Origin of the sequence: Microbacterium sp. SD291, assembly GCF_017355365.1 — a bacterium.
Taxonomy (GTDB): domain Bacteria; phylum Actinomycetota; class Actinomycetes; order Actinomycetales; family Microbacteriaceae; genus Microbacterium.
In genome coordinates this window covers 41,279-67,182 of sequence record NZ_JADIJR010000005.1, presented here as the reverse complement: position 1 = coordinate 67,182, position 25,904 = coordinate 41,279, and the positions used below count along the sequence as shown (strand labels likewise).

26 protein-coding genes are annotated in these 25,904 nt (G+C 68.2%); 8 read left to right on the top strand and 18 right to left on the bottom strand.

What is annotated here, in order from left to right:
• Nucleotides 1-32 precede the first annotated feature (32 nt).
• From IPV10_RS04445 to IPV10_RS04420, 6 genes are all read left to right on the top strand, one after another.
• On the top strand, nucleotides 33-686 hold the full coding sequence (locus IPV10_RS04445) for a heme-copper oxidase subunit III (RefSeq protein ID WP_307861056.1): 654 nt from the start codon (nucleotides 33-35) through the stop codon (nucleotides 684-686).
• A 20-nt stretch (nucleotides 687-706) separates the two neighbouring features.
• Nucleotides 707-1,510: a c-type cytochrome gene (locus IPV10_RS04440; protein ID WP_207480840.1), complete on the top strand. Its 804-nt coding sequence runs from the start codon at nucleotides 707-709 to the stop codon at nucleotides 1,508-1,510.
• Nucleotides 1,511-1,546: 36 nt separating this feature from the next.
• Complete coding sequence (locus IPV10_RS04435; RefSeq protein ID WP_207480838.1) at nucleotides 1,547-2,629, top strand: ubiquinol-cytochrome c reductase iron-sulfur subunit; 1,083 nt, start codon at nucleotides 1,547-1,549, stop codon at nucleotides 2,627-2,629.
• On the top strand, nucleotides 2,626-4,440 hold the full coding sequence (locus IPV10_RS04430; RefSeq protein ID WP_207480836.1) for a cytochrome bc complex cytochrome b subunit: 1,815 nt from the start codon (nucleotides 2,626-2,628) through the stop codon (nucleotides 4,438-4,440). The genes IPV10_RS04435 and IPV10_RS04430 overlap by 4 nt, the downstream gene beginning before the upstream one ends.
• Before the next feature lie 79 nt (nucleotides 4,441-4,519).
• Complete coding sequence (locus IPV10_RS04425; protein WP_207480834.1) at nucleotides 4,520-5,026, top strand: GNAT family N-acetyltransferase; 507 nt, start codon at nucleotides 4,520-4,522, stop codon at nucleotides 5,024-5,026.
• 82 nt (nucleotides 5,027-5,108) lie between these two features.
• Nucleotides 5,109-5,528, top strand: coding sequence for a rhodanese-like domain-containing protein (locus IPV10_RS04420; RefSeq protein WP_207480832.1), 420 nt, complete (start codon nucleotides 5,109-5,111; stop codon nucleotides 5,526-5,528).
• A gap of 60 nt (nucleotides 5,529-5,588) precedes the next feature.
• Here IPV10_RS04420 and IPV10_RS04415 read toward each other — a convergent pair whose 3' ends face one another.
• The 5 genes from IPV10_RS04415 to IPV10_RS04395 form a co-directional block, all read right to left on the bottom strand.
• The gene (locus IPV10_RS04415) at nucleotides 5,589-6,023 is read right to left on the bottom strand and encodes a cytochrome c oxidase subunit 4 (RefSeq protein WP_207480830.1); all 435 of its coding nucleotides are present in this window, start codon (nucleotides 6,021-6,023) and stop codon (nucleotides 5,589-5,591) included.
• 3 nt (nucleotides 6,024-6,026) lie between these two features.
• Nucleotides 6,027-7,760, bottom strand: coding sequence for a cytochrome c oxidase subunit I (ctaD, locus tag IPV10_RS04410; protein ID WP_207480828.1), 1,734 nt, complete (start codon nucleotides 7,758-7,760; stop codon nucleotides 6,027-6,029).
• A gap of 3 nt (nucleotides 7,761-7,763) precedes the next feature.
• Nucleotides 7,764-8,660, bottom strand: coding sequence for a cytochrome c oxidase subunit II (gene coxB, locus IPV10_RS04405; RefSeq protein WP_207480826.1), 897 nt, complete (start codon nucleotides 8,658-8,660; stop codon nucleotides 7,764-7,766).
• 96 nt (nucleotides 8,661-8,756) lie between these two features.
• On the bottom strand, nucleotides 8,757-9,122 hold the full coding sequence (gene erpA / locus IPV10_RS04400; protein ID WP_207480824.1) for an iron-sulfur cluster insertion protein ErpA: 366 nt from the start codon (nucleotides 9,120-9,122) through the stop codon (nucleotides 8,757-8,759).
• A gap of 73 nt (nucleotides 9,123-9,195) precedes the next feature.
• Nucleotides 9,196-10,617 carry a dipeptidase gene (locus tag IPV10_RS04395; protein WP_207480822.1) on the bottom strand — a complete coding sequence of 474 codons (1,422 nt, stop codon included), beginning with the start codon at nucleotides 10,615-10,617 and terminating at the stop codon, nucleotides 9,196-9,198.
• Nucleotides 10,618-10,663: 46 nt separating this feature from the next.
• Between IPV10_RS04395 and IPV10_RS04390 the strand changes: the two genes are divergently transcribed.
• Nucleotides 10,664-11,251: a DUF3043 domain-containing protein gene (locus IPV10_RS04390; protein ID WP_207480820.1), complete on the top strand. Its 588-nt coding sequence runs from the start codon at nucleotides 10,664-10,666 to the stop codon at nucleotides 11,249-11,251.
• Between the two features lie 83 nt (nucleotides 11,252-11,334).
• Here IPV10_RS04390 and IPV10_RS04385 read toward each other — a convergent pair whose 3' ends face one another.
• The 10 genes from IPV10_RS04385 to IPV10_RS04340 all read right to left on the bottom strand — a co-directional run bounded on the left by IPV10_RS04385 (nucleotide 11,335) and on the right by IPV10_RS04340 (nucleotide 23,048).
• Nucleotides 11,335-12,360 (bottom strand): quinone-dependent dihydroorotate dehydrogenase, encoded by a 1,026-nt coding sequence (locus IPV10_RS04385; protein ID WP_207480819.1) that lies wholly within the window; start codon nucleotides 12,358-12,360, stop codon nucleotides 11,335-11,337.
• 10 nt (nucleotides 12,361-12,370) lie between these two features.
• Nucleotides 12,371-12,853, bottom strand: a complete 483-nt coding sequence (gene nrdR / locus IPV10_RS04380) for a transcriptional regulator NrdR (protein WP_207480817.1) — start codon at nucleotides 12,851-12,853, stop codon at nucleotides 12,371-12,373.
• 10 nt (nucleotides 12,854-12,863) lie between these two features.
• Entirely contained in the window at nucleotides 12,864-14,168 is a 1,305-nt protein-coding gene (gene hisD / locus IPV10_RS04375) for a histidinol dehydrogenase (protein WP_307861055.1), read from the bottom strand.
• A gap of 2 nt (nucleotides 14,169-14,170) precedes the next feature.
• On the bottom strand, nucleotides 14,171-15,346 hold the full coding sequence (locus tag IPV10_RS04370) for a hypothetical protein (RefSeq protein WP_207480815.1): 1,176 nt from the start codon (nucleotides 15,344-15,346) through the stop codon (nucleotides 14,171-14,173).
• Between the two features lie 69 nt (nucleotides 15,347-15,415).
• Nucleotides 15,416-18,934: a DNA polymerase III subunit alpha gene (gene dnaE, locus IPV10_RS04365; protein WP_207480813.1), complete on the bottom strand. Its 3,519-nt coding sequence runs from the start codon at nucleotides 18,932-18,934 to the stop codon at nucleotides 15,416-15,418.
• Nucleotides 18,935-19,003: 69 nt separating this feature from the next.
• Nucleotides 19,004-20,092 (bottom strand): hypothetical protein, encoded by a 1,089-nt coding sequence (locus IPV10_RS04360; protein ID WP_207480811.1) that lies wholly within the window; start codon nucleotides 20,090-20,092, stop codon nucleotides 19,004-19,006.
• A complete protein-coding gene (locus tag IPV10_RS04355; protein ID WP_207480809.1) occupies nucleotides 20,085-20,702 on the bottom strand; it encodes an RNA polymerase sigma factor in 618 nt (205 codons plus the stop codon). The genes IPV10_RS04360 and IPV10_RS04355 overlap by 8 nt, the downstream gene beginning before the upstream one ends.
• Before the next feature lie 41 nt (nucleotides 20,703-20,743).
• Nucleotides 20,744-21,844, bottom strand: coding sequence for a hypothetical protein (locus IPV10_RS04350; RefSeq protein WP_207480807.1), 1,101 nt, complete (start codon nucleotides 21,842-21,844; stop codon nucleotides 20,744-20,746).
• Nucleotides 21,837-22,427, bottom strand: coding sequence for an RNA polymerase sigma factor (locus tag IPV10_RS04345; RefSeq protein ID WP_207480805.1), 591 nt, complete (start codon nucleotides 22,425-22,427; stop codon nucleotides 21,837-21,839). Before IPV10_RS04345 ends, IPV10_RS04350 begins: the two co-directional genes overlap by 8 nt.
• Nucleotides 22,428-22,475: 48 nt before the next feature.
• Nucleotides 22,476-23,048: a GNAT family N-acetyltransferase gene (locus IPV10_RS04340; protein WP_207480803.1), complete on the bottom strand. Its 573-nt coding sequence runs from the start codon at nucleotides 23,046-23,048 to the stop codon at nucleotides 22,476-22,478.
• A gap of 68 nt (nucleotides 23,049-23,116) precedes the next feature.
• On the opposite strand from IPV10_RS04340, the gene IPV10_RS04335 reads away from it, so the two are divergent.
• Entirely contained in the window at nucleotides 23,117-23,716 is a 600-nt protein-coding gene (locus tag IPV10_RS04335) for a TetR/AcrR family transcriptional regulator (RefSeq protein ID WP_207480801.1), read from the top strand.
• 15 nt (nucleotides 23,717-23,731) lie between these two features.
• On the opposite strand, the gene IPV10_RS04330 is transcribed toward IPV10_RS04335, so the two are convergent.
• The 3 genes from IPV10_RS04330 to IPV10_RS04320 form a co-directional block, all read right to left on the bottom strand.
• Nucleotides 23,732-24,652, bottom strand: coding sequence for an RluA family pseudouridine synthase (locus tag IPV10_RS04330; protein ID WP_207480793.1), 921 nt, complete (start codon nucleotides 24,650-24,652; stop codon nucleotides 23,732-23,734).
• 2 nt (nucleotides 24,653-24,654) lie between these two features.
• Nucleotides 24,655-25,197, bottom strand: a complete 543-nt coding sequence (gene lspA, locus IPV10_RS04325; RefSeq protein WP_374192217.1) for a signal peptidase II — start codon at nucleotides 25,195-25,197, stop codon at nucleotides 24,655-24,657.
• A gap of 96 nt (nucleotides 25,198-25,293) precedes the next feature.
• The gene (locus tag IPV10_RS04320) at nucleotides 25,294-25,896 is read right to left on the bottom strand and encodes a DivIVA domain-containing protein (RefSeq protein ID WP_207480791.1); all 603 of its coding nucleotides are present in this window, start codon (nucleotides 25,894-25,896) and stop codon (nucleotides 25,294-25,296) included.
• Between the last annotated feature and the right edge of the window lie 8 nt (nucleotides 25,897-25,904).

Sequence of the window (25,904 nt, the reverse complement as noted above, 5' to 3'; positions counted from 1 at the left end):
AATCACGCCTCCGGATCGGCCATAATGGAACCGTGACGACCTCAGCGACGTATGCCCAGGCGGCGAGAACGATCAAGCGGCCCAACCCGGTAGCTGTCGGCACCATTGTGTGGCTCGGCAGTGAGGTGATGTTCTTCGCGGGACTGTTCGCGATCTACTTCACCATTCGCAGCACCTCCCCTGAACTGTGGGCGGAGCGCACGGACCTGCTGAACGTCCCGTTCGCGTTCGTGAACACCGCGATCCTGGTGCTCTCCTCGTTCACGTGCCAGATGGGCGTGTTCGCGGCCGAGGATCTGCAGCCGTACCGCATCGCCAAGGGGCAGAAGAACGGCGCCGGCCGCCGTCGCCTCTTCGGCTGGGGCATGGTCGAATGGTTCTTCCTCACCTTCGCGCTCGGCGCGGTCTTCGTCTCCGGCCAGGTCTGGGAGTACGCGCAGCTGGTCGCAGAGGGCATGCCGATCAGCGCCGACTCGTACGCCTCCGCGTTCTACCTGACGACCGGCTTCCACGCGCTGCACGTGACCGGCGGACTCGTCGCGTTCCTGCTCGTCATCGGCCGCGCGTACGCCGTCAAGAACTTCCGGCACAAGGAGGCGACGTCCTCGATCGTGGTGTCCTACTACTGGCACTTCGTCGACGTCGTCTGGATCGTGCTGTTCGTCGTTATCTACTTCCTGAAATAAGAGCGGAGCTGATCCCCGAGATGGCACGAGAGAAGAAGCGCCGTTCGAACGGCCGTCGCAGCCCCCTGGCCGCGGCCGCCCTCATCGGAGCGGGCCTCATGATCACCGGCGCGGTGTACGCCGGCGCCTCTGCGGCGTTCGCAGCGACCGACACGCAGACCGCGGCGACGACCCAGCTGACGGTCGAGGACGGCGAGAAGCTGTTCACGGCGAACTGCGCGACCTGCCACGGCCTCGACCTGCAGGGCACCGCGAACGGACCGAGCCTCTACGGCGTCGGCGAGCTCGCGACGGAGTTCCAGTTGTCGACGGGCCGCATGCCGCTGCAGATGCAGGGCCCGCAGGCTCCGCAGAAGACGCCGCAGTTCACCGAGGAGCAGATCCTCGCGATCGCCTCGTTCGTGCAGTCGGTGGCGCCCGGCCCGTCCTACCCCGACGATCACATCCTGGACGGCGAGGGAGACGTCGCCAAGGGCGCCGAGCTCTTCCGCGTCAACTGCGCGATGTGCCACAACGTCGCAGCCGCCGGTGGCGCCCTCACCCAGGGCAAGTACGCCCCCGGCCTGAACGAGACCAGTGCGCTGCACATGTACGCGGCCATGGTCACCGGCCCGCAGAACATGCCGGTCTTCGGCGACACCAACCTGTCCGACGAGGACAAGCGCAACCTCATCTCGGCACTGCTCTACCAGCAGGAGTCGGTGCAGGTCGGCGGCTTCTCGCTCGGTTCCCTCGGCCCCGTCTCCGAGGGCCTGTTCGTCTGGATCTTCGGCATCGGCGCGCTCATCGCCGCCACCGTGTGGATCACGGCGAAGTCCAACTGACGCTTATTCATCGAAGAGGAACGTACGAGGAGCACCATGGCACACGACGACGACTCGCAGGCTCTTGACAGGGCCTACCAGCCCTCTCCGGGGCTGGGTGTCGCAGTCAGCGATCCCGTGCAGAACCCAGGGCTGCCGCCGCACCGCGCGCGGATGACCGACAAGGACCCGCGCGCCGAGAAGGCCGCGGCACGCACGGTCTACACCCTGTTCTACCTCTCGCTCGCCGGGAGCATCTGGGCGGTCGCCGCCTACATGCTGTTCCCGATCGAGAGCGGCGCGCTCATCGACATCCGTCAGAACAACCTCTTCATCGGCCTGGGCATCGCGTTCGCGCTGCTCGCCCTCGGTGTCGGCGCAATCCACTGGTCGAAGGCGCTGATGAACGACAAGGAGTTCATCGAGCACCGTCACCCGACCCGCGGACGCGACTCCACGCGCGAGGCCGCGATCCAGGCGTTCGCCGAGGCGAACGAGGAGTCCGGCTTCGGCCGGCGCACCATGATCCGCAACTCGCTCTTCGCAGCGATCGTCGCCTCGATCATCCCGGGCGTCACCCTCTTCCGCGGGCTCGCTCCGCACGCCAACGGCGACCCGGATCACCCCGGCGTCGGCGACCCCGTCGCGCTGCTCAAGCACACCATGTGGGAGAAGGGCCAGCGCCTGGTGCGCGACCCCGACGGCACGCCGATCCGCGCGGCCGATGTGACGCTCGGATCCGCCTTCCACGTGATCCCGGCGGATCTCGCCGAGCTCAGCCACCACGACGGCTACCTCGAGGAGAAGGCGAAGGCCATCGTGCTGATGATGCGCCTGCGCCCCGAGCAGCTGAACGAGGCCGAGGATCGCAAGGACTGGTCGTACGACGGCATCGTCGCGTACTCCAAGGTCTGCACGCACGTCGGCTGCCCCGTGGCGCTGTACGAGCAGCAGACGCACCACCTCCTCTGCCCCTGCCACCAGTCGCAGTTCGACGTCACGGACCACGCCAAGGTCATCTTCGGCCCGGCCGCACGTCCGCTGCCGCAGCTGCCCATCACCGTCGACGACGAGGGCTACCTCATCGCACGCAGTGACTTCACCGAGCCCGTCGGCCCGAGCTTCTGGGAGCGCCATTGAGCACCGCAACGCTGTCCAACCAGGACAAGGACACCAAGGCGCCCCTCGGCGGCCGCTTCGTCGGTGCCGCGTCGAACTACATCGATGAGCGCACCAGCCTGTCCGGCTTCGTCAAGGAGCTGGGCCGGAAGATCTTCCCCGACCACTGGTCGTTCATGCTCGGCGAGATCGCGCTGTGGAGCTTCGTCGTGGTGTTCCTCTCGGGAACCTTCCTGACGTTCTTCTTCCAGGCGTCCATGGTCGAGACGCACTACACCGGTGCGTACGCGCCGATGCGCGGCATCGAGATGTCCGCGGCGCTCGAGTCGTCGCTGGCGATCTCGTTCGACCTCCGCGGCGGTCTGCTGGTCCGCCAGATCCACCACTGGGCCGCGCTCGTCTTCGTCGCCGGCATCGGCGTGCACATGCTCCGCGTGTTCTTCACCGGTGCGTTCCGCAAGCCCCGCGAGCTCAACTGGGTGATCGGCTTCGTGCTGTTCGTCCTGGCGCTGGCCGAGGGCTTCACCGGCTACTCGCTCCCCGACGACCTCCTCTCGGGCAACGGCCTGCGAATCATCGACGGCATGGTCAAGGGCATCCCGCTGATCGGCGTCTGGACCTCGTACCTGCTCTTCGGCGGCGAGTTCCCTGGCACCGACATCGTGGGGCGGCTGTACACGCTGCACATCCTGCTCCTGCCCCTGCTGGTCATCGCGCTGATCGTCGTGCACCTGATGCTGATGGTGATCAACAAGCACACCCAGTTCGCCGGCCCCGGCCGCACGAACGACAACGTCGTCGGCTACCCGATGATGCCGGTGTACATGTCGAAGATGGGCGGCTACCTGTTCATCGTGTTCGGCACCATCGTGCTGATCGCAACGTTCTTCCAGATCAACCCGATCTGGAGCTACGGTCCCTACGACCCGTCCCCGGTCTCCGCCGGCACCCAGCCAGACTGGTACATCGGCTTCGCCGACGGCGCGCTGCGACTGGCGCCGTCGAACCTGGACGTCGTGTTCCTGGACCGCACCTGGTCGTTCGGCATCCTGATCCCGCTCGTGGCGATCGGCGTGTTCCTCGTCCTGGTCGCGATCTATCCGTTCCTCGAGGCATGGATCACGGGCGACAAGCGCGAGCACCATCTCGCACAGCGTCCGCGCAACGCGGCGACCCGCACCGCCATCGGCGTGGCCGGCGTCCTGTTCTACGCGGTCCTGTGGGCGGCGGCATCCTCCGACCTCATCGCGACGCACTTCATGCTCACGATGGAGGGCGTGATCCTCTCGCTGCAGATCCTGCTGTTCGCGGGGCCGATCCTCGGCTACTTCGTCACCAAGCGCATCTGCATCGCGCTGCAGAAGAAGGACCGCGAGATCGTCCTGCACGGCTTCGAGTCCGGACGCATCGTCCGTCTCCCCGGCGGCGAGTTCATCGAGGTGCACCAGCCGGTCGACCAGTACGACCGCTGGAAGCTCATCGATGTCGACGGCTACGAGCCGCTCGTGGTGCGCCCGAACGCCAAGGGCCGCATCCCGTGGTCGGAGAACCTCCGCTCGTCGATCTCCCGCTGGTTCTTCGAGGATCGTCTCGCACCGCTGACGCAGACCGAGATCGAGGTGGCGGATGCCCATCAGCACCACGTCACGGAGCACAACGACGAGATCGAGATGGCGGAGATCCAGGGCGCTCATGAGCGCGCCGGATTCCCGGATGCTCCGCTGGTCGCCACCGAGGACCGCGTCGGCGAGCAGCCGAACACGCCGAGCACGGTCATCGCCACCGAGCCCGTGAAGAAGCCCCGCAGGAAGAAGTCGGAGGACGGCGAGTAACTCCGCCGCACTCCCCCGAGAGAGGGCCCTGTCCAGTCGGACAGGGCCCTCTCTCATGTCGCCATGGAAGGATCGTCGCATGAGCCTCATCACGATACGACATGCGACCGCCGCAGATGCCGAGCTGATCCAGGCGATAGAGACGTCGGCGGATGCTCTTCTCATCGACACCCTGGGGACCACGGCATGGCCCCCCGCCGGAGACGGCCTGCAGCGGGTCGCAGCACCCGGGTTCGTCCTCGTGCTCACGGAGACCGCAGAGGGCTCCCCCGTCGGCTTCGTGCATGTCATGGACGCGGACGGTCATGCGCATCTCGAGCAGCTCTCGGTCCTCCCCGATGCCGGACGACAGGGGTACGGGCGTCGCCTGGTCGCTGCCGCGCAGCGCGAGGCGCGCGAGCGCGGCTACACCAGGATGACTCTGCGCACGTATGCCGAGGTGCCGTGGAACGCGCCGTTCTACGCCTCCTGCGGCTTCCTGGAGAGCCTCCCCGAGACGCCCTTCCTGCGCACGCTCACGGAGACCGAGTCGCGGCTCGGGCTCGATGCCCACGCGCGACGCGTGCAGATGACCGTCGAGCTCTGACCCCGCCGGGAATGGCGGAATCCTTCCGATCGCAGACCGGAAGCCGAGGGTGCGACCCTCGCGCCTCTTCTAGGCTGAGATCATGATCGATCGCGCAGACTTCTATGCAGCCAAGCTCGCCTACGAGACCGATGCCAGCGACGTCCACGCCGCTCGCAAGGCCGGCGAGACCGTATACGTGATCGATGTGCGCTCGGACGAGGCCTGGGCGCAGGGGCGAGTCGCGGAGGCGATCCACATGCACTACAGCGAGATCGCGGCGCGCGCGCCGCGGGAGATCCCGGCGGGCGCGGCGGTCGTCGTCTACTGCTGGAGTCCCGGCTGCAACGCAGGCGCCAAGGGCGCTCTGGAATTCGCGAAGCTCGGCTACGCGGTGCGGGAGATGATCGGCGGCTTCGAGTACTGGGTGCGCGAGGGCTACCCGGTCGAGGACGCGGACGGCGTGCACCGGCGCCCCGTCGACCCGCTCACCGGGGTCGCGCGCGTGCGCACGCGCGCCTGACACCGCCTGCCCGACGAAGAATGCCCCCGCCGAAGCGGGGGCATTCTTCATGGGAGCAGCTCAGCGGGCGAAGTTGCCCCGGTAGTACTCGTAGACCCAGCCGACGATCGCGACCACGAAGATCGCGAGTCCGATCGGGAGCAGGAAGTGCCCCACGGCGAGTCCGATGATGAACACGGCTGCGGATCCGGCCAGCACGATCGGCCACCAGGACCACGGGCTGAACTCGCCGAGCTCGGGGTCTCCGTCGTCGATGTCAGCGGTCAGGATGTCCTCCGGCAGCTCCCCGCCCTGCGCGCTGTGCGTGCGGTCGAGGTAGAAGGCGATCATCGCGCCCATGAACGCTGCGAAGAACAGGGTGACCGTGCCGACCCACTCGATCTGGTTGACGAGCGGCAGGGTCGGGTGGGCGAGGATGTTCCAGCCCGTGTAGACGACGCCGACGAGGGCGAAGAACGCGGTCAGGATCCACCACAGGATGACGTTGTCGCGCATGACTCAGTGGCCCTCTCGCTCGCCCGGTGCGGTCGTCGTGAACTCCGCAGCCTCCGGATGGTTCAGATCGAACGCCGGACGCTCGCTGCGGATCCGCGGGATCGACGTGAAGTTGTGCCGCGGCGGCGGGCAGGAGGTCGCCCATTCGAGCGACGCGCCGTAGCCCCACGGGTCGTTGACCGTCACCTTGGGCGCCTTGCGCGCCGTGATCCACACGTTCAGGAAGAACGGCAGCATCGAGGCGCCGAGGATGATCGCACCGATGGTCGACACCTGGTTCTGCCAGGTCCAGCCGTCAGCCGCCGAGTAGTCGGCGTAGCGGCGCACCATGCCGTCGACGCCCAGCCAGTGCTGGATGAGGAACGTCATGTGGAAGCCGATGAACAGCATCCAGAAGTGCACGTAGCCGAGACGCTCGTTCAGCATCCGGCCGGTCCACTTGGGCCACCAGAAGTAGAAGCCGGCGAACATCGCGAACACGACTGTGCCGAAGACCACGTAGTGGAAGTGCGCCACGACGAAGTACGAGTCGCTGAGGTGGAAGTCCAGCGGCGGGGCCGCGAGGATCACGCCGGTCAGACCGCCGAAGACGAACGAGACGAGGAAGCCGAGCGCGAAGACCATCGGGGTCTCGAACGTGACCGACCCGCGCCAGAGCGTTCCGATCCAGTTGAAGATCTTCACGCCGGTCGGCACTGCGATGAGCATCGTCATCAGGGCGAAGAACGGCAGCAGCACCGAGCCGGTGACGTACATGTGGTGCGCCCACACCGCGACGGAGAGCGCAGCGATCGCGATCGTCGCGTAGACGAGGGTCTTGTATCCGAAGATCGGCTTGCGGCTGAACACCGGGAAGATCTCGGACACGATGCCGAAGAACGGCAGCGCGATGATGTACACCTCGGGGTGTCCGAAGAACCAGAACAGGTGCTGCCACAGCAGGACGCCGCCGTTGGCAGGGTCGTAGATGTGAGCGCCGAGGACGCGGTCTGCACCGGCCGCGAAGATCGCGGCGGCGAGAACCGGGAACGCCATCAGGATGAGCAGGCTCGTGATGAGCGTGTTCCAGGAGAAGATCGGCATGCGCCACATCGTCATGCCGGGCGCGCGCATCGTGATGATCGTGGTGATGAAGTTCACCGCACCGAGGATCGTTCCGAAGCCGGAGATGCCCAGACCCAGCATCCAGAGGTTCCCGCCGGCTCCGGGCGAGAACGAGGCGCCTGCGAGCGGCTGGTAGGCGAACCACCCGAACGAGGCCGCACCCTGCGGGGTGAGGAAGCCGGCGACCGCGATGGTCGACCCGAACAGGAAGAGCCAGAAGGCGAAGGCGTTCAGACGCGGGAATGCCACGTCTGGGGCGCCGATCTGCAGCGGGAGGATCGCGTTGGCGAAGCCCGCGAAGAGCGGCGTCGCGAACATCAGCAGCATGATCGTGCCGTGCATCGTGAACAGCTGGTTGTACTGCTCCTTGGTGGGGACGATCTGCATCCCGGGTGCGAACAGCTCCGCGCGGATGACGAGTGCCATCACGCCGCCGAGGAGGAAGAACAGCACGGACGCGATCAGGTACATGTACCCGATGGTCTTGTGGTCGGTGGAGGTGATCCACTTGACGACGATGTTGCCCTTCTGCTCGACACGCGAGGAGCTCATCAGAGCGGCCTGGCGTGCGGGCAGGGCTGTCGGTCGGGAGCGGTTCGCCTCGTCGGTGCGGGGTGCTTCAGTGGTCGACATGGCTTACTCCTCTCCTTCCTCGGAGTCGGTCTTCCCGGTCGTGCCGGGGAAATTCGACAGGCGGTCATAGGCGTCGGTGATGTCGCCCGTGTTGCCCGCTTCCTCAAGCGACTGGAGGTATGCGTCGTACTCGGCCTGGGACACGACCTTGACGTTGAAGAGCATCATCGAGTGGAACTCGCCGCAGAGCTCGGCGCACTTCCCCTTGTACTCGCCCTCGCGGGTCGGGATGAAGGACCAGGAGTTGTCCTTCCCGATGTACATGTCCTTCTTGTACAGGAAGTCGATGATCCAGAAGGAGTGGATGACGTCACGCGACTGCAGCGTGATCGTGACCTTCTGGTCGACCGGGAGCACCAGCGTCGGCAGCTTCGCCTGATCGATGTTGCCGTCCTTGTCGGGCTGGGCCTGGATGCCCATCGACCAGACGGTGTCCTCCTCGGTCTCGCCGTCGTACTGGAAGTCCCACGCCCACTGCTTGGCGATCGCGGTGATCTCCACGTCGGGGTCGTCCCACATGGCTTCGATCTCGGTCTGATCGCGCGCCGTGAAGAAGAACATCCCCAGCACGAGGATCAGCGGCACGATCGTGTAGAAGATCTCGATCGGCATGTTGTAGCGCATCTGCACCGGCAGGCCGCTCTGGCCCTTGCGGCGGCGGTATGCGATCGCCGCCCATGCCATCAGGCCCCAGGTGATCACGCCGACGGCGAGGAGCACGATCCACGAGTTCACCCAGAGGGCGGAGACCCGCTCGGCCTGGTTCGTGGTAGCCGGTCCGTCCTCCACGAAGCCCGGGAGAAAGCCGTTCAACTCGGTGGGAGTACATCCCGCCAGAGCCACGGCTGCCACAACTCCCACAGGGAGTGCGGCCCAACGAAGGCGGCGTTTCGAGGGCACGATGCACCTTTCAGATCGCGGACAGGGCGTACCCAAGTCTAGGGCAACCTCACACCTGATTCATGCCAACCACGCAGGTTGGCGAGGGTGTGCGAGTCAGTGGAAGCTGTCGCCGCAGGCGCAGCTTCCGGCCGCGTTGGGGTTGTCGATCGTGAACCCCTGCTCCGAGATCGTGTCCTTGAAGTCGATGGATGCACCGTCGAGGTACGGCACGCTCATGTTGTCGATGATGACCTCGACGCCGTCGAAGTCGACCGTCTCGTCCCCCTCGAGGAACCGCTCGTCGAAGTAGAGCTGGTAGATCAGGCCGGAGCATCCGCCCGGCTGCACAGCGACGCGCAGGCGCAGGTCGTCGCGGCCCTCCTGCTCGAGGAGGTTCTTCACCTTGGTCGCCGCGGCGTCCGTCAGGTTCACGCCGTGGGCGCGGGTGGTCTCTGCTGCGGTCAGGGTGGTGTCGCTCATGTGTCGCTCCTTGTGACGGGCCGCGCTCGCACGGCTGGTGGTTCGATTTTACCCTCAGCTCCGGTGAGCCGGCTCAACGCACGACATCGTTCATGCGCGCGAGCAGCAGCGCCTCGGTCGCGACCGCGTGGCGGAACGTGTCGAGGTGCAGCGACTCGTTCGGGCTGTGCGCTCGCGAGTACGGGTCCTCGACGCCTGTGACGAGGATCTGCGCCTCGGGGAACTCGCGCACGAGATCGGCGATGAACGGGATGGAGCCGCCTACCCCGAGGTCCACCGGCGTCGCGTCATAGCCGTCGCGCATGGCGTCGCGGGTGAGCGCCACAGCCCAGCCGCTGGTGTCGACGAGGAAGCCGTCTCCGAGATCCGGGTCGGTGAAGGTCAGCTCCGCGCCCCAGGGCGCGTTGGCGCGCAGGTGCGCCTGGAGCGCCTCGTACGCCTCCTGACCGGTCTGCCCGGGGGCGACGCGTGCGCTGATGACGACGGTCACCTCGGGAAGCAGCGTGTTGGATGCTGCGGCCACGCTCGTCGCGTCGATGCCGATCACGGTCACAGACGGCTTGTTCCAGATACGGCTGAGGATCGTGCCGTTTCCGATCGGCGACGTGCCGGGCAGGAGTCCTGCCTCGTCGCGCAGCGTCTCCTCGGTGTAGTCCGGCGTCGGGGCGTCGCGCTCCGTCATCCCCTCGACCGCCACAGAGCCGTCCTCGTTCCAGAGGGTCGCGAGCATGCGGACCGTCGCCATCATGGCGTCCGGCACCGCGCCGCCGAACATGCCGGAGTGGGAGGCGTGGTCGAGGGTGCGCACGCGGAGGGTGAAGCGGGCGTTCCCTCGGAGCGACACCGTGAGGCCCGGGGTGACCGAATCCCAGTTGCCGGAGTCGGCGACGACGATCGCGTCGGCGCGCAGCGCCTCCTTGTTGTCGGAGAGGAACTGCGCGAAGGAGCGGGAGCCGTACTCCTCCTCCCCCTCGATGAACATGGCGATACCGAGATCCAGGTCGCCTGCGAGCACCTCGGACACCGCGCGGATCGAGGCGATGTGCGACATGATCCCCGCCTTGTCGTCGGCGGCACCGCGGCCGTACAGACGCCCGTCGCGCACCGTCGGCTCGAACGGCGGGGTCTCCCAGAGCGCGTCGTCACCTGGGGGCTGCACATCGTGGTGCGCGTACAGGAGGATGGTCGGCCTGCCGTTGCGGGCTGCGCGCTTCGCCAGCACGGCGGGCTGGCCCTGCTCGTCGGTCCCCGGGATCGCGGCGCGCAGCACCCGCACCTCGTCGAAGACGCCGGTGCCGGTCGCGAGGGCGGCGACCGCCTCGGCGCTGCGCTCGAGCTGCGTCTGGTCGAAGGCGGGCCACGCCATGCCGGGGATGCGGACGAGTCGGCCGAGGTCGCTCAATGCCGCGGGGATGCCGGACGCGGCGGTCTCCAGGATCGCGGCGTCGCGGTCGCTGGGCGGATTCGATGCGCTGGGCTGAGCAGGAGAGGTCATGCGAGTAATCTTAAGGTGATCCACCTTCAGCGAACCGAGGAACCTCGTGGCCACTACCCCAGCCTCCCCTTCGACGAACGACGACGCCCCTGAGACGCCCGCCGTCGGCAAGGGGCGTGCGACGCCGACCCGCGCGGAGCAGGAGGCGGCGCGCCGCCGCCCGCTGGTCGCCAACACCAAGGAAGCGAAGGCCGCTGCGCGCGCCGAGCTCAGCGAGCGCAGGGCGCGGGCCCAGGCCGGCATGGCCGCCGGGGAGGAGAAGTACCTCCCGCCGCGCGACAAGGGGCCGCAGCGCCGCTGGGTGCGCGACTACGTCGACGCCGGCTGGCACCCCGCCGAGTTCGTGATGGGCGTGATGGTGCTCGTCATCATCGTGTCCCTGCTGCCGCCGAACCTCGCGATCGGCGGGATCGCCGTCGGCGCTCTGGCCTACCTCGTGATGATGGCCTACCTGGTGATCGCGGTCGGCGGGATGATCCTGCTCGGGTTCCGCGTGAAGCGGAAGGTGGCCGCGAAGTTCGGCAAGGAGCGCATGGAGCGCGGCCTCGGCTGGTACGCCGGCATGCGCGCTCTGCAGATGCGCTTCATGCGTCTGCCGAAACCCCAGGTCAAGCGCGGCCAGTACCCCGACTGACCCCGCACGCACGACTGAGAAGCGCCTCATGCTCCGCGGAGCATGAGGCGCTTCTGCTGTGCCGTTCGGCGATGCCGTGTCGGTCAGCGTGATCCGCGCAGACCGCGGTTGATCTCCCGGCCCCAGAACGGGCCGCGGTAGAGGAAGGCAGTGTAACCCTGCACGAGGGTCGCGCCGGCGTCCAGTCGCGCCTGCACATCGGCGGGCGTCTCGACTCCCCCGACCGCGATCACGCAGAAGTCGGCGGGAACGGCGGCGCGGACGATCCCCAGCACCTGCAGCGACCGCGCCTTCAGCGGCGCGCCCGAGAGCCCGCCGGCACCGGCTGCCTCGACGGCGGCGGCATCCGTCAGCAGGCCGTCACGGCCGATCGTCGTGTTGTGCGCGATGATGCCCGCGAGTCCCTCCGCGACCGCCATCTGCGAGATGGCGGTGATCTCCTCGTCGGGGAGGTCGGGGGCGATCTTCACCAGCAGGGGCGTGTCGCCCGCGGCCTCCCGCACGGCGCGCAGCAGCGGCGCGAGGGTCTCCACGGCTTGGAGCCCGCGGAGCCCCGGCGTGTTCGGTGACGACACGTTGACCGCCAGGTAGTCGGCGAGCGGCGCGAGGCGCGTCGCAGATGCGACATAGTCGGCCGTCGCATCCTCGACGTCGACCACCCGGCTCTTGCCGATGTTCACGCCGATCACGGTGTCCGGTGCGCCACGGCGCAGCGTCGCGAGGCGCCGTGCGATGACATCCGCTCCGTCGTTGTTGAAGCCCATCCGGTTGATCAGGGCGCGATCGGCGATGAGTCGGACCAGTCGCGGCTTCGGGTTGCCCTCCTGCGGGATCGCCGTCACGGTGCCGATCTCGACATGCCCGAAGCCGAGGGCCGCCAGACCGCGGACGCCGACGGCGTTCTTGTCGAACCCGGCCGCGATTCCGAACGGCGACGGGAAGCTCAGGCCGAGGGCGTCGACGCGCAGGGACGGGTCGGGTGCGGTCAGCGCGCGCGTCGCCCAGGAGAACGGCGGGACTCCGAGGACGCGGATCACCGCCATCCCGGCGTGATGGGCGAACTCGGAATCGAAGCGCGAGAGGACAGCGCGGAAGAGCAGCGGATACATCCCTGCCAGATTACCGCTCGGACGGCTCCGGCTCCGCGCGGGTTTCGGCGTGATCCGCCCGCAGGTCGGTGATCGCGCTCTCGAAGTCCTCCAGCGAGTCGAAGGCCTGATAGACACTGGCGAACCGCAGGTAGGCGACCTCGTCGAGGTCGCGGAGCGGTCCGAGGATCGCCAGTCCGATCTCGTTCGTGTCGAGCTGCGAGACGCCGGTCTGGCGCACGGCCTCCTCGACCCGCTGCGCGAGCACCGCGAGGTCGGCTTCCGTGACAGGACGCCCCTGGCATGCCTTACGGACGCCAGCCATCACCTTCTCGCGGCTGAACGGCTCCATCACTCCTGAGCGCTTGATCACGTTGAGGCTCGCGGTCTCCGTGGTCGAGAAGCGGCCGCCGCACTCGGGGCACTGCCGGCGCCTGCGGATCGAGAGGCCGTCGTCGCTGGTGCGGGAGTCGATGACCCGGGAGTCAGGATGACGGCAGAAGGGGCAGTGCATCTGACAGATCCTACGCCGTGAACCTGGCCTCGATCGCCTCACCGTGCGCTGGCAGCACCTCGGTGTTCGCCAGCGCGACCACCCCGGCGCGGACGTCCGCGAGGGCCGAGCGGTCGTAGGAGATCACCTGCTGCGGACGCAGGAACGTGTACGCGCCGAGTCCTGGCGCGTAGCGCGCCTGTCCCCCGGTGGGCAGGACGTGGTTGCTGCCGGCCATGTAGTCGCCGAGGCTCACAGGTGTCTGGTCGCCGACGAACACGGCCCCGGCGCTGGTGAATGCGGATGCCGCCTCCTCCGCGTCCTCGAGGTGGAGCTCGAGGTGCTCCGGTGCGTAGGCGTTGCTGAACGCCGTAGCCATGGCGCGGTCGTCGACGAGGACGATCGCCGACTGCGGTCCCTCGAGCGCTGCGGCGACACGCACGGCGTGCCGGGTGGCCCCGCTCTGCTGCGCGACCTCGGTCGCGACGCGCTCCGCCAGCTCGGGCGAGTCGGTGACGAGCACGGCGGATGCCTGCTCGTCGTGCTCGGCCTGGCTCACCAGATCCGCGGCCACGAGCCGCGGATCGGCGGCGGCATCCGCGACCACGAGGATCTCGGTCGCGCCGGCCTCCGAGTCGGTGCCCACGACGCCCGCGACCGCGCGCTTCGCGGAGGCGACGTAGTTGTTCCCCGGCCCCGAGAGCACGTCGACGGGGTCGAGGCCGATCGACGGCACGCCGTGCGCGAAGGCGCCGATCGCGCCTGCTCCGCCCATCGCGTACACCTCGGTGACGCCGAGGAGGCCGGCCGCGGCGAGGATCGTGGGGTGGATGCGACCATCCTGGTCCGCCTGCGGCGGGGAGGCGAGCGCGATCTGCTGGACGCCGGCGACCTGAGCTGGCACGACGTTCATGATGACGCTGGAAGGGTAGACGGCCTTGCCGCCGGGAATGTACACGCCGACGCGGTGCACCGGCTGCCAGCGCTGCGTGATCCGCGCGCCCGGTCCGATCTCGGTGATCTGCGTCGCGGGCACCTGGGCCGCCGAGGCGATGCGCACACGGCGGATGGCCTCCTCGAGCGCCGCCCTCACCTCAGGTGCGAGCACCTCGAGCGCTTCGGCGATGTGCGCGGCCGGGACGCGCACATCGTGTCCGCTCACGCGGTCGAATCGCTCCGCCTGCTCGCGCAGTGCGTCCTCGCCGCGCTCGCGCACGTCGTCGACGATGCGCGCGGCGGTGTCGAGCGCCTCGGCGCGCGCCTGCGTGGCGCGAGGAACGGCGGCGAGCATGTCAGCGGGCGAGAGCTCCCGCCCTCGCAGATCGATCGTGCGCACAGTCAGCCCTTCGTGATGTCCGAGATGTCGTGCAGATAGCCGATCCGGCCGTCATCGTGTCGCACGACGTACGCTCCCCCGCGGTCCTCGATCACCAGGGCCCACGCGCTCGGCCCGATGGTGAAGAGCACGTCGCCGCGCTCGTCGTGGACCTCTCGATCCGTGGGTGCGAGGATCCAGAAGGGCTGGGGGTCAGGGGTCGCGCTCCGCGGGTTCGTGCCGTCGAGATCGATGTCGCCGGCCGAATCCGGCTCTCCCGTCGCGGCCGGGACCGCACCGGGCTCCGCCTCGACGGCGGTGTCGTCGGGGAGAGTCTCGTCGGGGGTGACGAGCGCGACGATGCTGTCGGTGTCCGAGACGATCTCCTCGCCCCGCGACCTGCGCGCGTATGCCGGCGTGTAGTCGTCGTCGATCGCGGTGTCGTCCGACGTGCCGGTTCCTCCGCCGGAGGCGTGACCTGCGAGCCGCACCTGCTCCGCGGCATCCGGGCGGGCGATCTCGTCCGTGGTCTGCTGACCGGACAGCTCGGGGTCGAGGGCGGCCACCGAGGTCGATGCGGCACTCGCCTCCGGCGTCGTCGGCACCGCCACGGGCCGTGGCCTCGCGATCACGGGCCTGACCGGGTTCGCGTTCCGGTGCGCCAGCGTCACGAGCCGCCCGTGGAAGTCCTCCCGCAGCCCGGGGATGATCGGCGCGAAGACCGTGAGCACGACCAGGGCGAGCGAGGTGAGGGCGAGCGCGATGCCGTTCCACGACAGGGCCCAGTACCCGCTGCCGATCACGGTGGCGATCGCGAGCCAGAGGCTCCCGATCCAGATCGTCGCCGACACCGAGAACGCGACGGACGCGAACTGGTCGATGCCGAGCGAGCCGACCCGGCGGATCCCGTCCGGCGAGAAGCGGCGCAGCACGATCAGGAAGACGGCGGCCGTCGGGAGAGCGATGGGCAGGAGCCACTGGATGCCGATGCCCCATAGGGGGACGTCCCCCACCACCGGGAAGAACGACAGCGCGAACGAGAGCAGCCATACTCCGACGATCAGCAGCTCGCGCAGGGTGAAGCCGAGGATGCCGTGCTCCGGCGTCACCTCGTCGTCATACAGCACGCCGTCGTCGACGAAGACGTCCTCCGTCTCGTCGCGGGCGGCGTCCTGGTCACCAGGCAGGTCCGTGCTCATCAGAAGTTCCTTTCGTCACGGGGCGCGGCGGGGAGACCCGTGCTCCCGACGCGTCCCGATACTACCCGCTCACCCCAGGCAGGACGGTCCGAGCAGTGACTTCAGGTCGCCGAACAGGTCGGCGGTGACCTTCACCGGCATCGGGACGTCGAACACCTTGGCGGTGCCACCGCGATGCACCCGCAGCACCACCTCGGTGTCGCCGTTGTGGCGGCGGAGCACCTCGGCGAGCTCGTTCATCACGCGCTCCGTCGCGCGCTGCTCGGCGAGCACCAGCGAGAGCGGACCGGCCGCGTCGAACGAGCCGACATCGGGCGCGAACGCGGACTGCGCATGCAGGTTGAGCCCGTCGTCGCGACGGGACACCCGCCCGCGGACCGCGAGGATCGAGTCCTGCTGCAGGGTGTGCTGGAACTCGGTGTAGGTCTTCCCCATGAACATCACGGTGACCTCGCCGTTGAAGTCCTCGACCGTGATCATGCCGTAGGGATTGCCGCTCGCCTTGGCGACACGATGCTGCACGCTCGTCACGAGACCCGCGACGGTGACCTGGTCGCCGTCCTGGACGTCCTCGGAGTTGTTCAGGTCGTGGATCGAGATGGAGGCGTGCTTGGCCAGCGGCACCTCCAGACCGGCCAGCGGATGGTCGGAGACGTAGAGTCCGAGCATCTCCCGCTCGAAGGCGAGCTTGTCCTTCTTGATCCACTCCGGTCGAGTGGGCACCTTGGCCGGCGCCGCCTCCTCCATGCCGTCGTAGAGGCTGTCGAAATCGAACCCGATGGCCCCCTGGGCCTCGTTGCGCTTGCGGTCCACCGCGGCCTCGACCGCATCCTCATGCACCTCCATGAGCGCACGGCGCGTGTCGCCCATGGAGTCGAAGGCCCCGGCCTTGATCAGCGACTCGACGGTCCGCTTGTTCGCGACGTGCAGGGGCACCTTGTCGAGGAAGTGGTGGAACGACGTGAACCGCTCCTCCTTGCGGGAGTGGACGATCCCGTCGACCACGTTGCTGCCGACGTTGCGCACCGCGCCGAGACCGAAGCGGATGTCGTCGCCGACGGCGGCGAAGAAGTTGATCGACTCGGAGACGTCGGGCGGCAGCACCTTGATGCCCATGCGGCGGCACTCGTTGAGGTAGAGCGCCATCTTGTCCTTGGAGTCGCCGACGCTGGTGAGGAGCGCGGCCATGTACTCGGCGGGGTAGTGCGCCTTGAGATACGCGGTCCAGTACGAGACCACGCCGTACGCGGCCGAGTGCGCCTTGTTGAAGGCGTAGTCGGAGAACGGCAGCAGGATCTCCCAGAGCGCGTTCACCGCGGGGTCCGAGTATCCGTTGGCGTGCATGCCGGCCTGGAAGCCCGCGAACTGCTTGTCGAGCTCGGATTTCTTCTTCTTGCCCATCGCGCGGCGGAGGATGTCGGCCTGGCCGAGCGAGAAGCCGGCGACCTTCTGCGCGATCGCCATCACCTGCTCCTGGTAGATGATGAGGCCGTAGGACTCCTCGAGGATCTCGGCGAGAGAGTCGGTGAACTCCGGGTGGATGGGCGTGATCGGCTGCTGGCCGTTCTTGCGCAGCGCGTAGTTGGTGTGCGAGTTCGCCCCCATGGGGCCGGGTCGGTACAGCGCGATGAGGGCCGAGATGTCCTCGAAGCTGTCTGGCTTCATCAGGCGCATCAGCGCGCGCATCGGACCGCCGTCGAGCTGGAACACGCCGAGCGATTCACCGCGGGCCAGCAGGTCGTAGGCGCCCTGGTCGTCGAGCGCGAGGTGCTCGAGGTCGAGCTCCTCGCCGCGGTTCATGCGGATGTTGTCGAGGGCGTCCGAGATGATCGTGAGGTTGCGCAGCCCCAGGAAGTCCATCTTGATGAGCCCGAGGCTCTCGCACGACGGATAGTCGAACTGCGTGACGATCTGGCCGTCCTGCTCGCGGCGCATGATCGGGATGATGTCGATCAGCGGCTCCGACGACATGATCACGCCGGCGGCGTGCACACCCCACTGGCGCTTCAGCCCCTCCAGACCCAGGGCGCGATCGAAGACCGTCTTCGCCTCGGGATCGGTCTCGATGAGTGCGCGGAACTCGCTGGCCTCCTTGTAGCGGGGGTGCGCGGAGTCGAACATGCCGTCGAGGGGCATGTCCTTGCCCATCACGGGCGGCGGCATCGCCTTGGTCAGCCGCTCCCCCATGCTGAACGGGAAGCCGAGCACTCGCCCGGCATCCTTCAGCGCCTGCTTGGACTTGATCGTGCCGTAGGTGACGATCTGCGCGACGCGCTCGGAGCCGTACTTCTGGGTGACGTAGTCGATGACCTCGCCGCGGCGACGATCGTCGAAGTCGACGTCGAAGTCGGGCATGGACACGCGGTCGGGGTTGAGGAAGCGCTCGAAGATCAGGCCGTGCTCGAGGGGGTCGAGGTCGGTGATCTTCATGGCGTAGGCGACCATGGATCCGGCACCGGAGCCACGGCCGGGGCCGACGCGGATGCCGTTGTCCTTGGCCCAGTTGATGAAATCGGCGACGACGAGGAAGTAGCCGGGGAACCCCATCTGCAGGATGATGCCGGTCTCGTACTCGGCCTGCTTGCGGACCTTGTCGGGGATGCCGGCCGGGTAGCGGTGGTGGAGACCCTTCTCGACCTCCTTGATCAGCCAGCTGTCCTCGGTCTCGCCGTGCGGCACCGGGAAGCGCGGCATGTAGTTCGCGGAGGTGTTGAACTCCACCTCGCACCGCTCGGCGATCAGCAGCGTGTTGTCGCACGCCTCGGGGTGATCACGGAACATCTGCCGCATCTCGGCGGCCGTCTTGATGTAGTAGCCGTCGCCGTCGAACTTGAAGCGGTTCGGGTCGTCGAGCGTCGAGCCGGATTGCACGCAGAGGAGGGCGGCGTGGGCATCGGCCTCGTGCTGGTGCGTGTAGTGCGAGTCGTTGGTCGCCACCAGCGGGATGTTCAGGTCCTTCGCGAGGCGGAGGAGGTCGGTCATCACACGGCGCTCGATGGAGAGCCCGTGATCCATGATCTCGGCGAAGTAGTTCTCCCGGCCGAAGATGTCCTGGAACTCGGCCGCCGCGGCACGCGCCGCGTCGTACTGTCCGAGGCGCAGGCGCGTCTGCACCTCGCCGGAGGGGCATCCGGTGGTCGCGATCAGGCCCTTGCCGTAGGTCTGCAGCAGGTCGCGGTCCATGCGGGGCTTGAAGTAGTAGCCCTCCATGCTCGACAGCGAGCTGAGCCGGAACAGGTTGTGCATGCCCTCGGTGCTCTGGCTCCACATGGTCATGTGGGTGTAGGCGCCCGATCCGGAGACGTCGTCGCTCTTCTGGTCGGGAGACCCCCACTGCACTCGCGACTTGTCGCTGCGGTGCGTGCCGGGGGTGACGTACGCCTCGAGCCCGACGATCGGCTTGACGCCGGCCGCCTGGGCCGCGCGGTAGAACTCGAAGGCCGCGAAGGTGTTGCCGTGGTCGGTCACGGCGATCGCCGGCATCCCGTACTCGGCGGCCGCCTGGGTCATCGCGCTGATCTTCGCCGCGCCGTCCAGCATCGAGTACTCGCTGTGGACGTGGAGGTGCACGAAGGAGTCGGATGCCATGGGTTCGAGTCTACGAGACGGCCCCGACACCGAGACTCGGTGCCGGGGCCGGACGAGCGGATGCCGGGGCTACGGCGCCTCGTCGACGACGGTGAAGTCGTATGTCGATCGACTCTCCCACCCTGGCAGGTCCTCGATCTGGTCCGGCTCACCGGTGATGGCACCGGACGACGTGGTCTTGAGGATAAGTCCGCGCGCTGTGTCGATGTCGATGAGTTTCCACGCCGTCCACCATTTCGTCGACCACTCAAAACGGATGGTCGTGACATCACCGTGGACAGACTCGACGCTCGAGCCGTCCAGCAGCGCCAGCGCCCGGAGCGATGCTGCCCGCACCTCAGCTGGTGCCACAGCGAACGTCGGATCGTCGACCAGGGTCTCCACGATCGAGCTGTCGGATGCCGAACTGTCTGGAGCTTCGCCGACAAGTGTCCGAAGCCACGTCACGAGATCCCGGGCGTCGGCAGTGGGCATCTCTGCCCAAAGGTGCCTCGTGTCGAAGAAGTAAGTCCGAGTGCCTTCTCCGTCTATGCCGTCGACCGTCTCATAGGCGCCACCGTCGGCCCGTAGAACTTCGGAGCCGTCCTCCAACCCACTGGGCGGGTTGACCTTCGCCCAATCCGTCAGCGCTTCCTGCGCATGCGAGCCCAAGGCATGGACGATCTTCGATGGTTCGGTCACCCGAACCCAGCTGCCCGACCGGTCTGCGGGAACGTAAAGCGATGATGTCCGTTCAGTGAGCAACACAGCCTCCGCGTTCGATCGGAGACCATTGAACCTCTCCCAGCCTTCACCCGCTCCTTCAGGAGTGTCGGCGTCCCAGAGCCTGAATCCCTCGCTCGTGGTCGTGATCCGCAGATATTTCCCCGCCGGCACGTTGGTATCGCCCGCCTGGATCACGACGTCAGCCGCCGCGTTGAGCACGTCCGCCGCCGACGCACTCGGCGCCTCGACCGGCGCGAGCACGGAGCCCGCCACGATCGCGGTCACGGCCGCACCCGCGACCAGTCCGCCGATCCCGATGCCCGCCCACGCGCGCCGCCGGCGTCGAACACGCTCCGGCCGGACGCTCCGCGCCATCTCCCGCATCAGCGCTTGCCGCGCGAAGCGGATCGTGTCCTCTTCGAGTCGCGCCTCATCGGCGCCGATCTCACGCACTCGTTCCGTAAGCAGCATCGCTCTCCTCCTTCGCCATCACGTGAACTATGGGTGTCAGCCGGGTCGCACCGTGCGAACCCGGTGGCGCGAGCTTCCGGCGAACGCGATTGAGCCGTGACCGGACGGTGCCGACGGGCACCCCGAGGGCGTCCGCGATCTGCTCATACGTCAGGTCGCCCCACGCGTGCAGGAGCAGCGTGTCGCGGTCCTTCACCGAGAGCGCGGCGATCCGCGGGGCAAGCGCCCGCAGCGCGGCATCCGCGTCGAGACGGGAATCGGATCCCGCATGCGGCGACTCCGCCGAGACGGCATCCGCGGCCGACGACGCCTCGAACGCCCTCCACTGCCGCGCCTCCGACGCGCGATGGCCTTTCACCACGCGGGTCGCGATGCCCAGCAGCCACGGCCGCGCCGACTCCCCCCGCGCATCGAACGCGGCCCGCTTCCGGAACGCGACGAGGAACGTCTCGCTCAGGACGTCGTCGACGGCATCCGCGCCGACCCGTCGCCGGATGTAGCCGCCGACCGGTCGGACGTGCCGCTCGAAGATCTCGGAGAAGACTCCCGGCTCTTCGAGCGATCGCTGAATGATCTCGCTGTCTGTGCTCACACTATGTATTGCCCGAAAGTGCGCGAATGGTTCGAAAACCGTCAGGGCGCCGAGTCGACGACGCTGATCGTGTTCGTCAGCCGGAAGTTCGGCACGCTGTCCGGCACGATCGGACTCCCCTCTCCGAACGTGCGGGCGCTCGCGACGAGCAGGCCCGTGGCTCGGTCGATCGTGACCGTCTCCCGCCAGTCGAGGGGGCTCTGCGGCTCGAAAGCGAGGGTGACGACCGCGCCCTCCGTCGAGACGATCTCGAGGCCGGGCAGGAGGTCGAGAGCCTGGTAGAGAGCCGCCCTGAGGTCGGCGGGCGCCGCATTCAGCTCCAGTGTCTGCACGATCCCCCAGATGATCGCGGAGTCCATGTTCGCGGGCTCGGTGCCGGTCAGACTGGACCGGAACCATTCGACGAGAGCCTGGGGATCGCGTGGCATGAGTGCGTAGTAGGCATCGGAGCCCTCATTCGGTTCCGTCGACCCTGGGTACGACTCGTGGATCCCGCCCGGGGTGCGGATGATGAAGTCCTCGTCGAGGATCTCGGCCGACCACTCCTCCTGATGCTGCTGGGCGTCCGTCCCGTAGAGAGCCACCACCGTACGCCCCGCCTCGAACACGCGCACCCACTCGCCATCGCGATCCGCGGGGATGTACGTGATGTAGCGGCCGCGCACCACCCACGCCGCGGTGGCGCCGGCGCGCGACCCGTCGAACACGGTGTGCTCGCCGGCGGCGTCATAGAGGACGAGCTGCTCGGTGGCATGCTCGACGCGGAGATACTGCCCTTCTCCGGCGACCGGACCCGACGAGGTGAGCGCAGTCTGCGCGGCCCCCTGAAGGACCTTGGACGCGGTCAGCGGCTCCTCGGTAGGCTCCGGTGTCGGCTGCAGCGTCGCCCCGGGGGCGCGGGTCGGGACCGCCTCGACGGTGGGCGCCGGCGCCGTCAGGTCGCCCGCGATCAGCACGCCGGCCGTCACCGCGGCGGCCACGCCGATCACGCCTGCGGCGAGGAGCCAGGGCCCGCGTGCCGAGCGCACTCGCGCCGGCTCTCGCACCTCGTGGATCTGGGCCATGAGCCGCGTCCGTGCGGCCGCGAGATTCTCCTCGGCGCCGCCGAGCTCGGGCTTCGTCCTCTGAACCTTCTCAAACACGTCCAACGGCCTCTCCCTTCTGCTGATCCTTCTCGAATGCCGCGCGACGGCGGCCGGGATCCAGCCGTCGCCGTACGCGGTTCAGTCGCGAGCGCACCGTGCCGACGGGCACGCCGAGCGATGCGGCGATCTCGTCGTAGCTCATTCCATGCCACGCGTAGAGCAGCAGCGTCTCCCTGTCCCTCGGGGCGAGGGCCGCGATGCGCACCTTCAGCGCGGCGACCTCGCGCTCCGCGTCCACCCGTGACAGCGCCTCGTCGAATCCGCCGAGCGAGGAGTGCTCCTCGCCGCCGATCGCGGCGGCGAACGAACGCCAGTGCTTCGCCTCCACGGCCCGGTGCCGCCGGATCAGCCGGGAGGCGATGCCGAACAGCCACGGCGCCGCCGACTCGACATCGAGATCGAAATCGGCACGACGACGGAACGCCACCAGGAACGTCTCGCTGAGGACGTCCTCCGCAGCATGATGGCCGATGCGGTAGGTCGCGAACGCGTTCACCGCGCGTGCGTGCCTGTCGAAGAGCTCGGCGAAGGCCGCCGGCTGCTGGAGAGATCGCTGGATGATCTCGCTGTCTGTGCTCACGCTGTGTATTGTCCGAGACACCGGGACGGGTTCACGGTTTCTTCCGGTTCACCGCAGGTCGAGTCGCATGAGCACTCGGGGAAACCCGTCCAGCACCGAGCCGGTGTCGGCGGCCCTGCGGAATCCGGCGCTCTCGAACAGACTCCTCGTCCCGACGTACGCCATGGTGAGATTCACCTTCTCCCCGCCGTTGTCGACCGGATACCCCTCGATCGCCGGGGCTCGTCGCTCCCTCGCGTACGCCACTGCCCCCTCGATGAGCGCGTGCGAGACGCCCTGCTTCCGATGCCCCGGCCGCACGCGGAAGCACCACAGCGACCACACGTCGAGGTCGTCGATGTGCGGGATGAGCCGGTTGCGGGCGAAGCTCGTGTCGCGCCGGGGATGCAGCGCCGCCCAGCCGACCGGCTCTCCGTCGAGATACGCGATCACGCCAGGCGGCGGATCGTGCCGGCACAGCTCGCGCACCCGGTCGGCTCGCGCCTCGCCGCGGAGCGCGACGTTCTCCCTGCTGCCGATCCGGTAGCTCAGGCAGAAGCACACGTTCGACGTCGGCTTTTTCGGCCCGACGAGCGCGGCGACGTCGTCGAAGACAGTGGCCGGTCGCACCTCGATGCTCATGCGCCCAGTCTGGCGCACGTGTCGGACATCATTGCGGCAGCGGACGCCGATCTGGCTAGGCTTCTCGCATGCCGTCCGAGCCGCGATCTCGCCTCAGTCCCGAAGACCGACGGGCGCAGCTCGTCGCCATCGGGGTTCGCTTCCTCGCCGAGCATCCGCTCGACGACCTCACGATCGATGAGCTCGCACGTCAGGCCGGCGTCTCCAAGGCCCTGATCTTCCACTATTTCGTGAGCAGGCAGGGCGTCGAGAGCGCCATCGTCACGAAGGCGCGCGACAGTCTGCTGCTGGCGACCGAGCCGCGCCCCGACCTCCCGCCTCGCGAGCGCATCCGGGACACCCTGCTTCGCATCACCGGCTTCGTGCACGACCACAGCGGCACTTTCTCCTCCCTGGTCCGCGGCGTGGCCAGCGGTGCGCCCGCCGTCCGGGCCATCGTCGACGAGTCGCGGGAGCTGAACTCGCTCCGACTGCTCACCGCCTTCCAGGCGCTGGGCGTGCCTGACGGGCCGGCCCTGCGGGTGGCCCTGCGGGCCTGGGTGTCTTTCGCTGAGGAGACGCTGCTCGAGCTCGTCGTCGATCGCCGCGCCGACGAGATCGCGGTCGTCGACTTCCTGGAGCAGACACTCGACGGTGTCGTCGCGGCGGCGCAGAACGCTCGCTTCTGAGCGGCGCCGGAGGGGCTACTCGCCGCGCAGGACGTCGAGCGCGTGCTGGAAGTCGGCGGGGTACGGCGACTCGAACTGCACCCAATCACCCGTGGCCGGGTGCGCGAACGCGAGCTGATGGGCGTGCAGCCACTGCCTGGTCAGGCCGAGACGCGCGGAGAGCGTGGGGTCCGCTCCGTACAGGGGATCGCCAACGCACGGATGCCGGTGGGCCGCCATGTGCACGCGGATCTGGTGCGTCCGGCCGGTCTCGAGGTGGATCTCCAGCAGCGAGGCGCCGGGGAACGCTTCGAGCGTGTCGTAATGCGTGACCGACGGCTTGCCGTCCGGGACGACCGCGAACTTCCAGGAGTGACTCGGATGCCGGCCGATCGGCGCGTCGATCGTCCCCGTCAGCGGGTCCGGATGTCCCTGCACCACCGCGTGGTAGATCTTGTCGACCGTGCGTTCCTTGAATGCGCGCTTGAGCGCGGTGTAGGCGGTCTCGGATTTCGCGACGACCATCAGGCCGCTGGTGCCGACATCGAGCCGGTGCACCACGCCCTGGCGCTCGGCCGCCCCGCTCGTCGCCACCCGGAAGCCCGCCGCCGCGAGAGCGCCGACGACGGTCGGACCCTCCCAGCCGAGTGAGGGGTGGGCGGCGACCCCTGTGGGCTTGTCGACCACCACGATGTCGTCGTCGTCGTGGACGATGCCGAGCTCGGGCACCGCGATCGGGATGATCCGGGGCGCCTCCTTCGGCTGCCACTCGACCTCGAGCCAGCCACCGCCTCTGAGCCTGTCGGACTTGTCGACCGTGACCCCGTCGAGTGTGACGCCACCGGCCGCAGCGACATCCGCGGCGAAGGTGCGCGAGAACCCGAGCATCTTCGCGAGCGCGGCGTCGACGCGCACGCCGTCCAGGCCGTCGGGGACGGGAAGAGAGCGCGACTCCACGGTCAGCGCTCCCCTGCCGTGGTCGCATCGCCCGCGGCTCCGGCGTCCGCGGCGTCGATCTCGGCCGCCTCAGCGGCGGCGACAGCCTCGGCCTCGGCGTCGGTCTCGACCGTGACATGGTCGCGTTCGCGCGTGCCGTCGAAACGGAGGCCGACCACGACGAGCAGCGCCACCGAGATCATCCCTGTGACGATGAAGATGTCGGCGACGTTGAAGATCGCGGGCATCATCCACGGCATCGAGATCATGTCGACGACATGCCCCATCGGGAAGCCGGGCTCCCGGAGGAGACGGTCGGTCAGGTTGCCGAGCACGCCGCCCAGGAGGCAGCCGAGCACGACCGCCCAGAGGCGGGAGCGCAGACCGAAGGCCTTCCACACGATCACGCCCGCCACGACGGTGAGTGCGATCGTGAAGATCCAGGTGACATCGGAGCCGAGCGAGAACGCGGCACCGGGGTTGCGCACGTAGTACAGCTGAAGGAACTCACCGAGCACTGGGACCGATTCCTGCAGCGGGAGGTTCGTGATGGTGAGGTGCTTCACAAACTGATCGGCGGCCAGCACGAGCGCTGCGAGAACCGCAACGATCGCACCGGCCGCCGACCGACGAAGAGGACGGCGTCCTGGCAAAAGGACGACCTACAGACCGATCGCGGAGACCGGGGTGGAGTCCGTCGACGCCGACTTCTCGTCGAGGTCGCGGAGCTGACCCTCGATGTAGCCGCGCAGCTGCGTGCGGTAGTCGCGCTCGAAGTTGCGGAGCTCGGTGATGCGAGCCTCGAGCGTGTTGCGCTCGCGCTCCAGGCGCGCCGACTCCTCGCGCTGCTTGGCCTCGGCCTCGGAGCGGATGCGCGCGACCTCGCCCTCCGCCTCGGCGATGAGCTGCTTGCGCTTCGTCTCGCCCTCCGCGACGTGCTCGTCGTGCAGGCGCTGAGCGAGCTCGATGATTCCGGCGGTGGCGCTGGCGGAGCCGGTGGGAACCTCGGCGGCGGACGCGGCGGGAGCCTCGACCACGGGGGCGGCGGCGGGAACCTCTGCGACCGGCGCCGGCGCGGCGGCCGGCGCTTCACCGGACTCGTAAGCGGCCAGCTTCGCCTTCAGCTCTGCGTTCTCCTCGAGGGCCTTGCGCCACTCGATGACGATCTCGTCGAGGAAGTCATCCACCTCGTCCGGGTCGAAGCCGTCCTTGAAGCGGACGTGCTGGAACTGCTTGGTGACGACGTCATCCGGGGTAAGTGCCATGGTGGCTC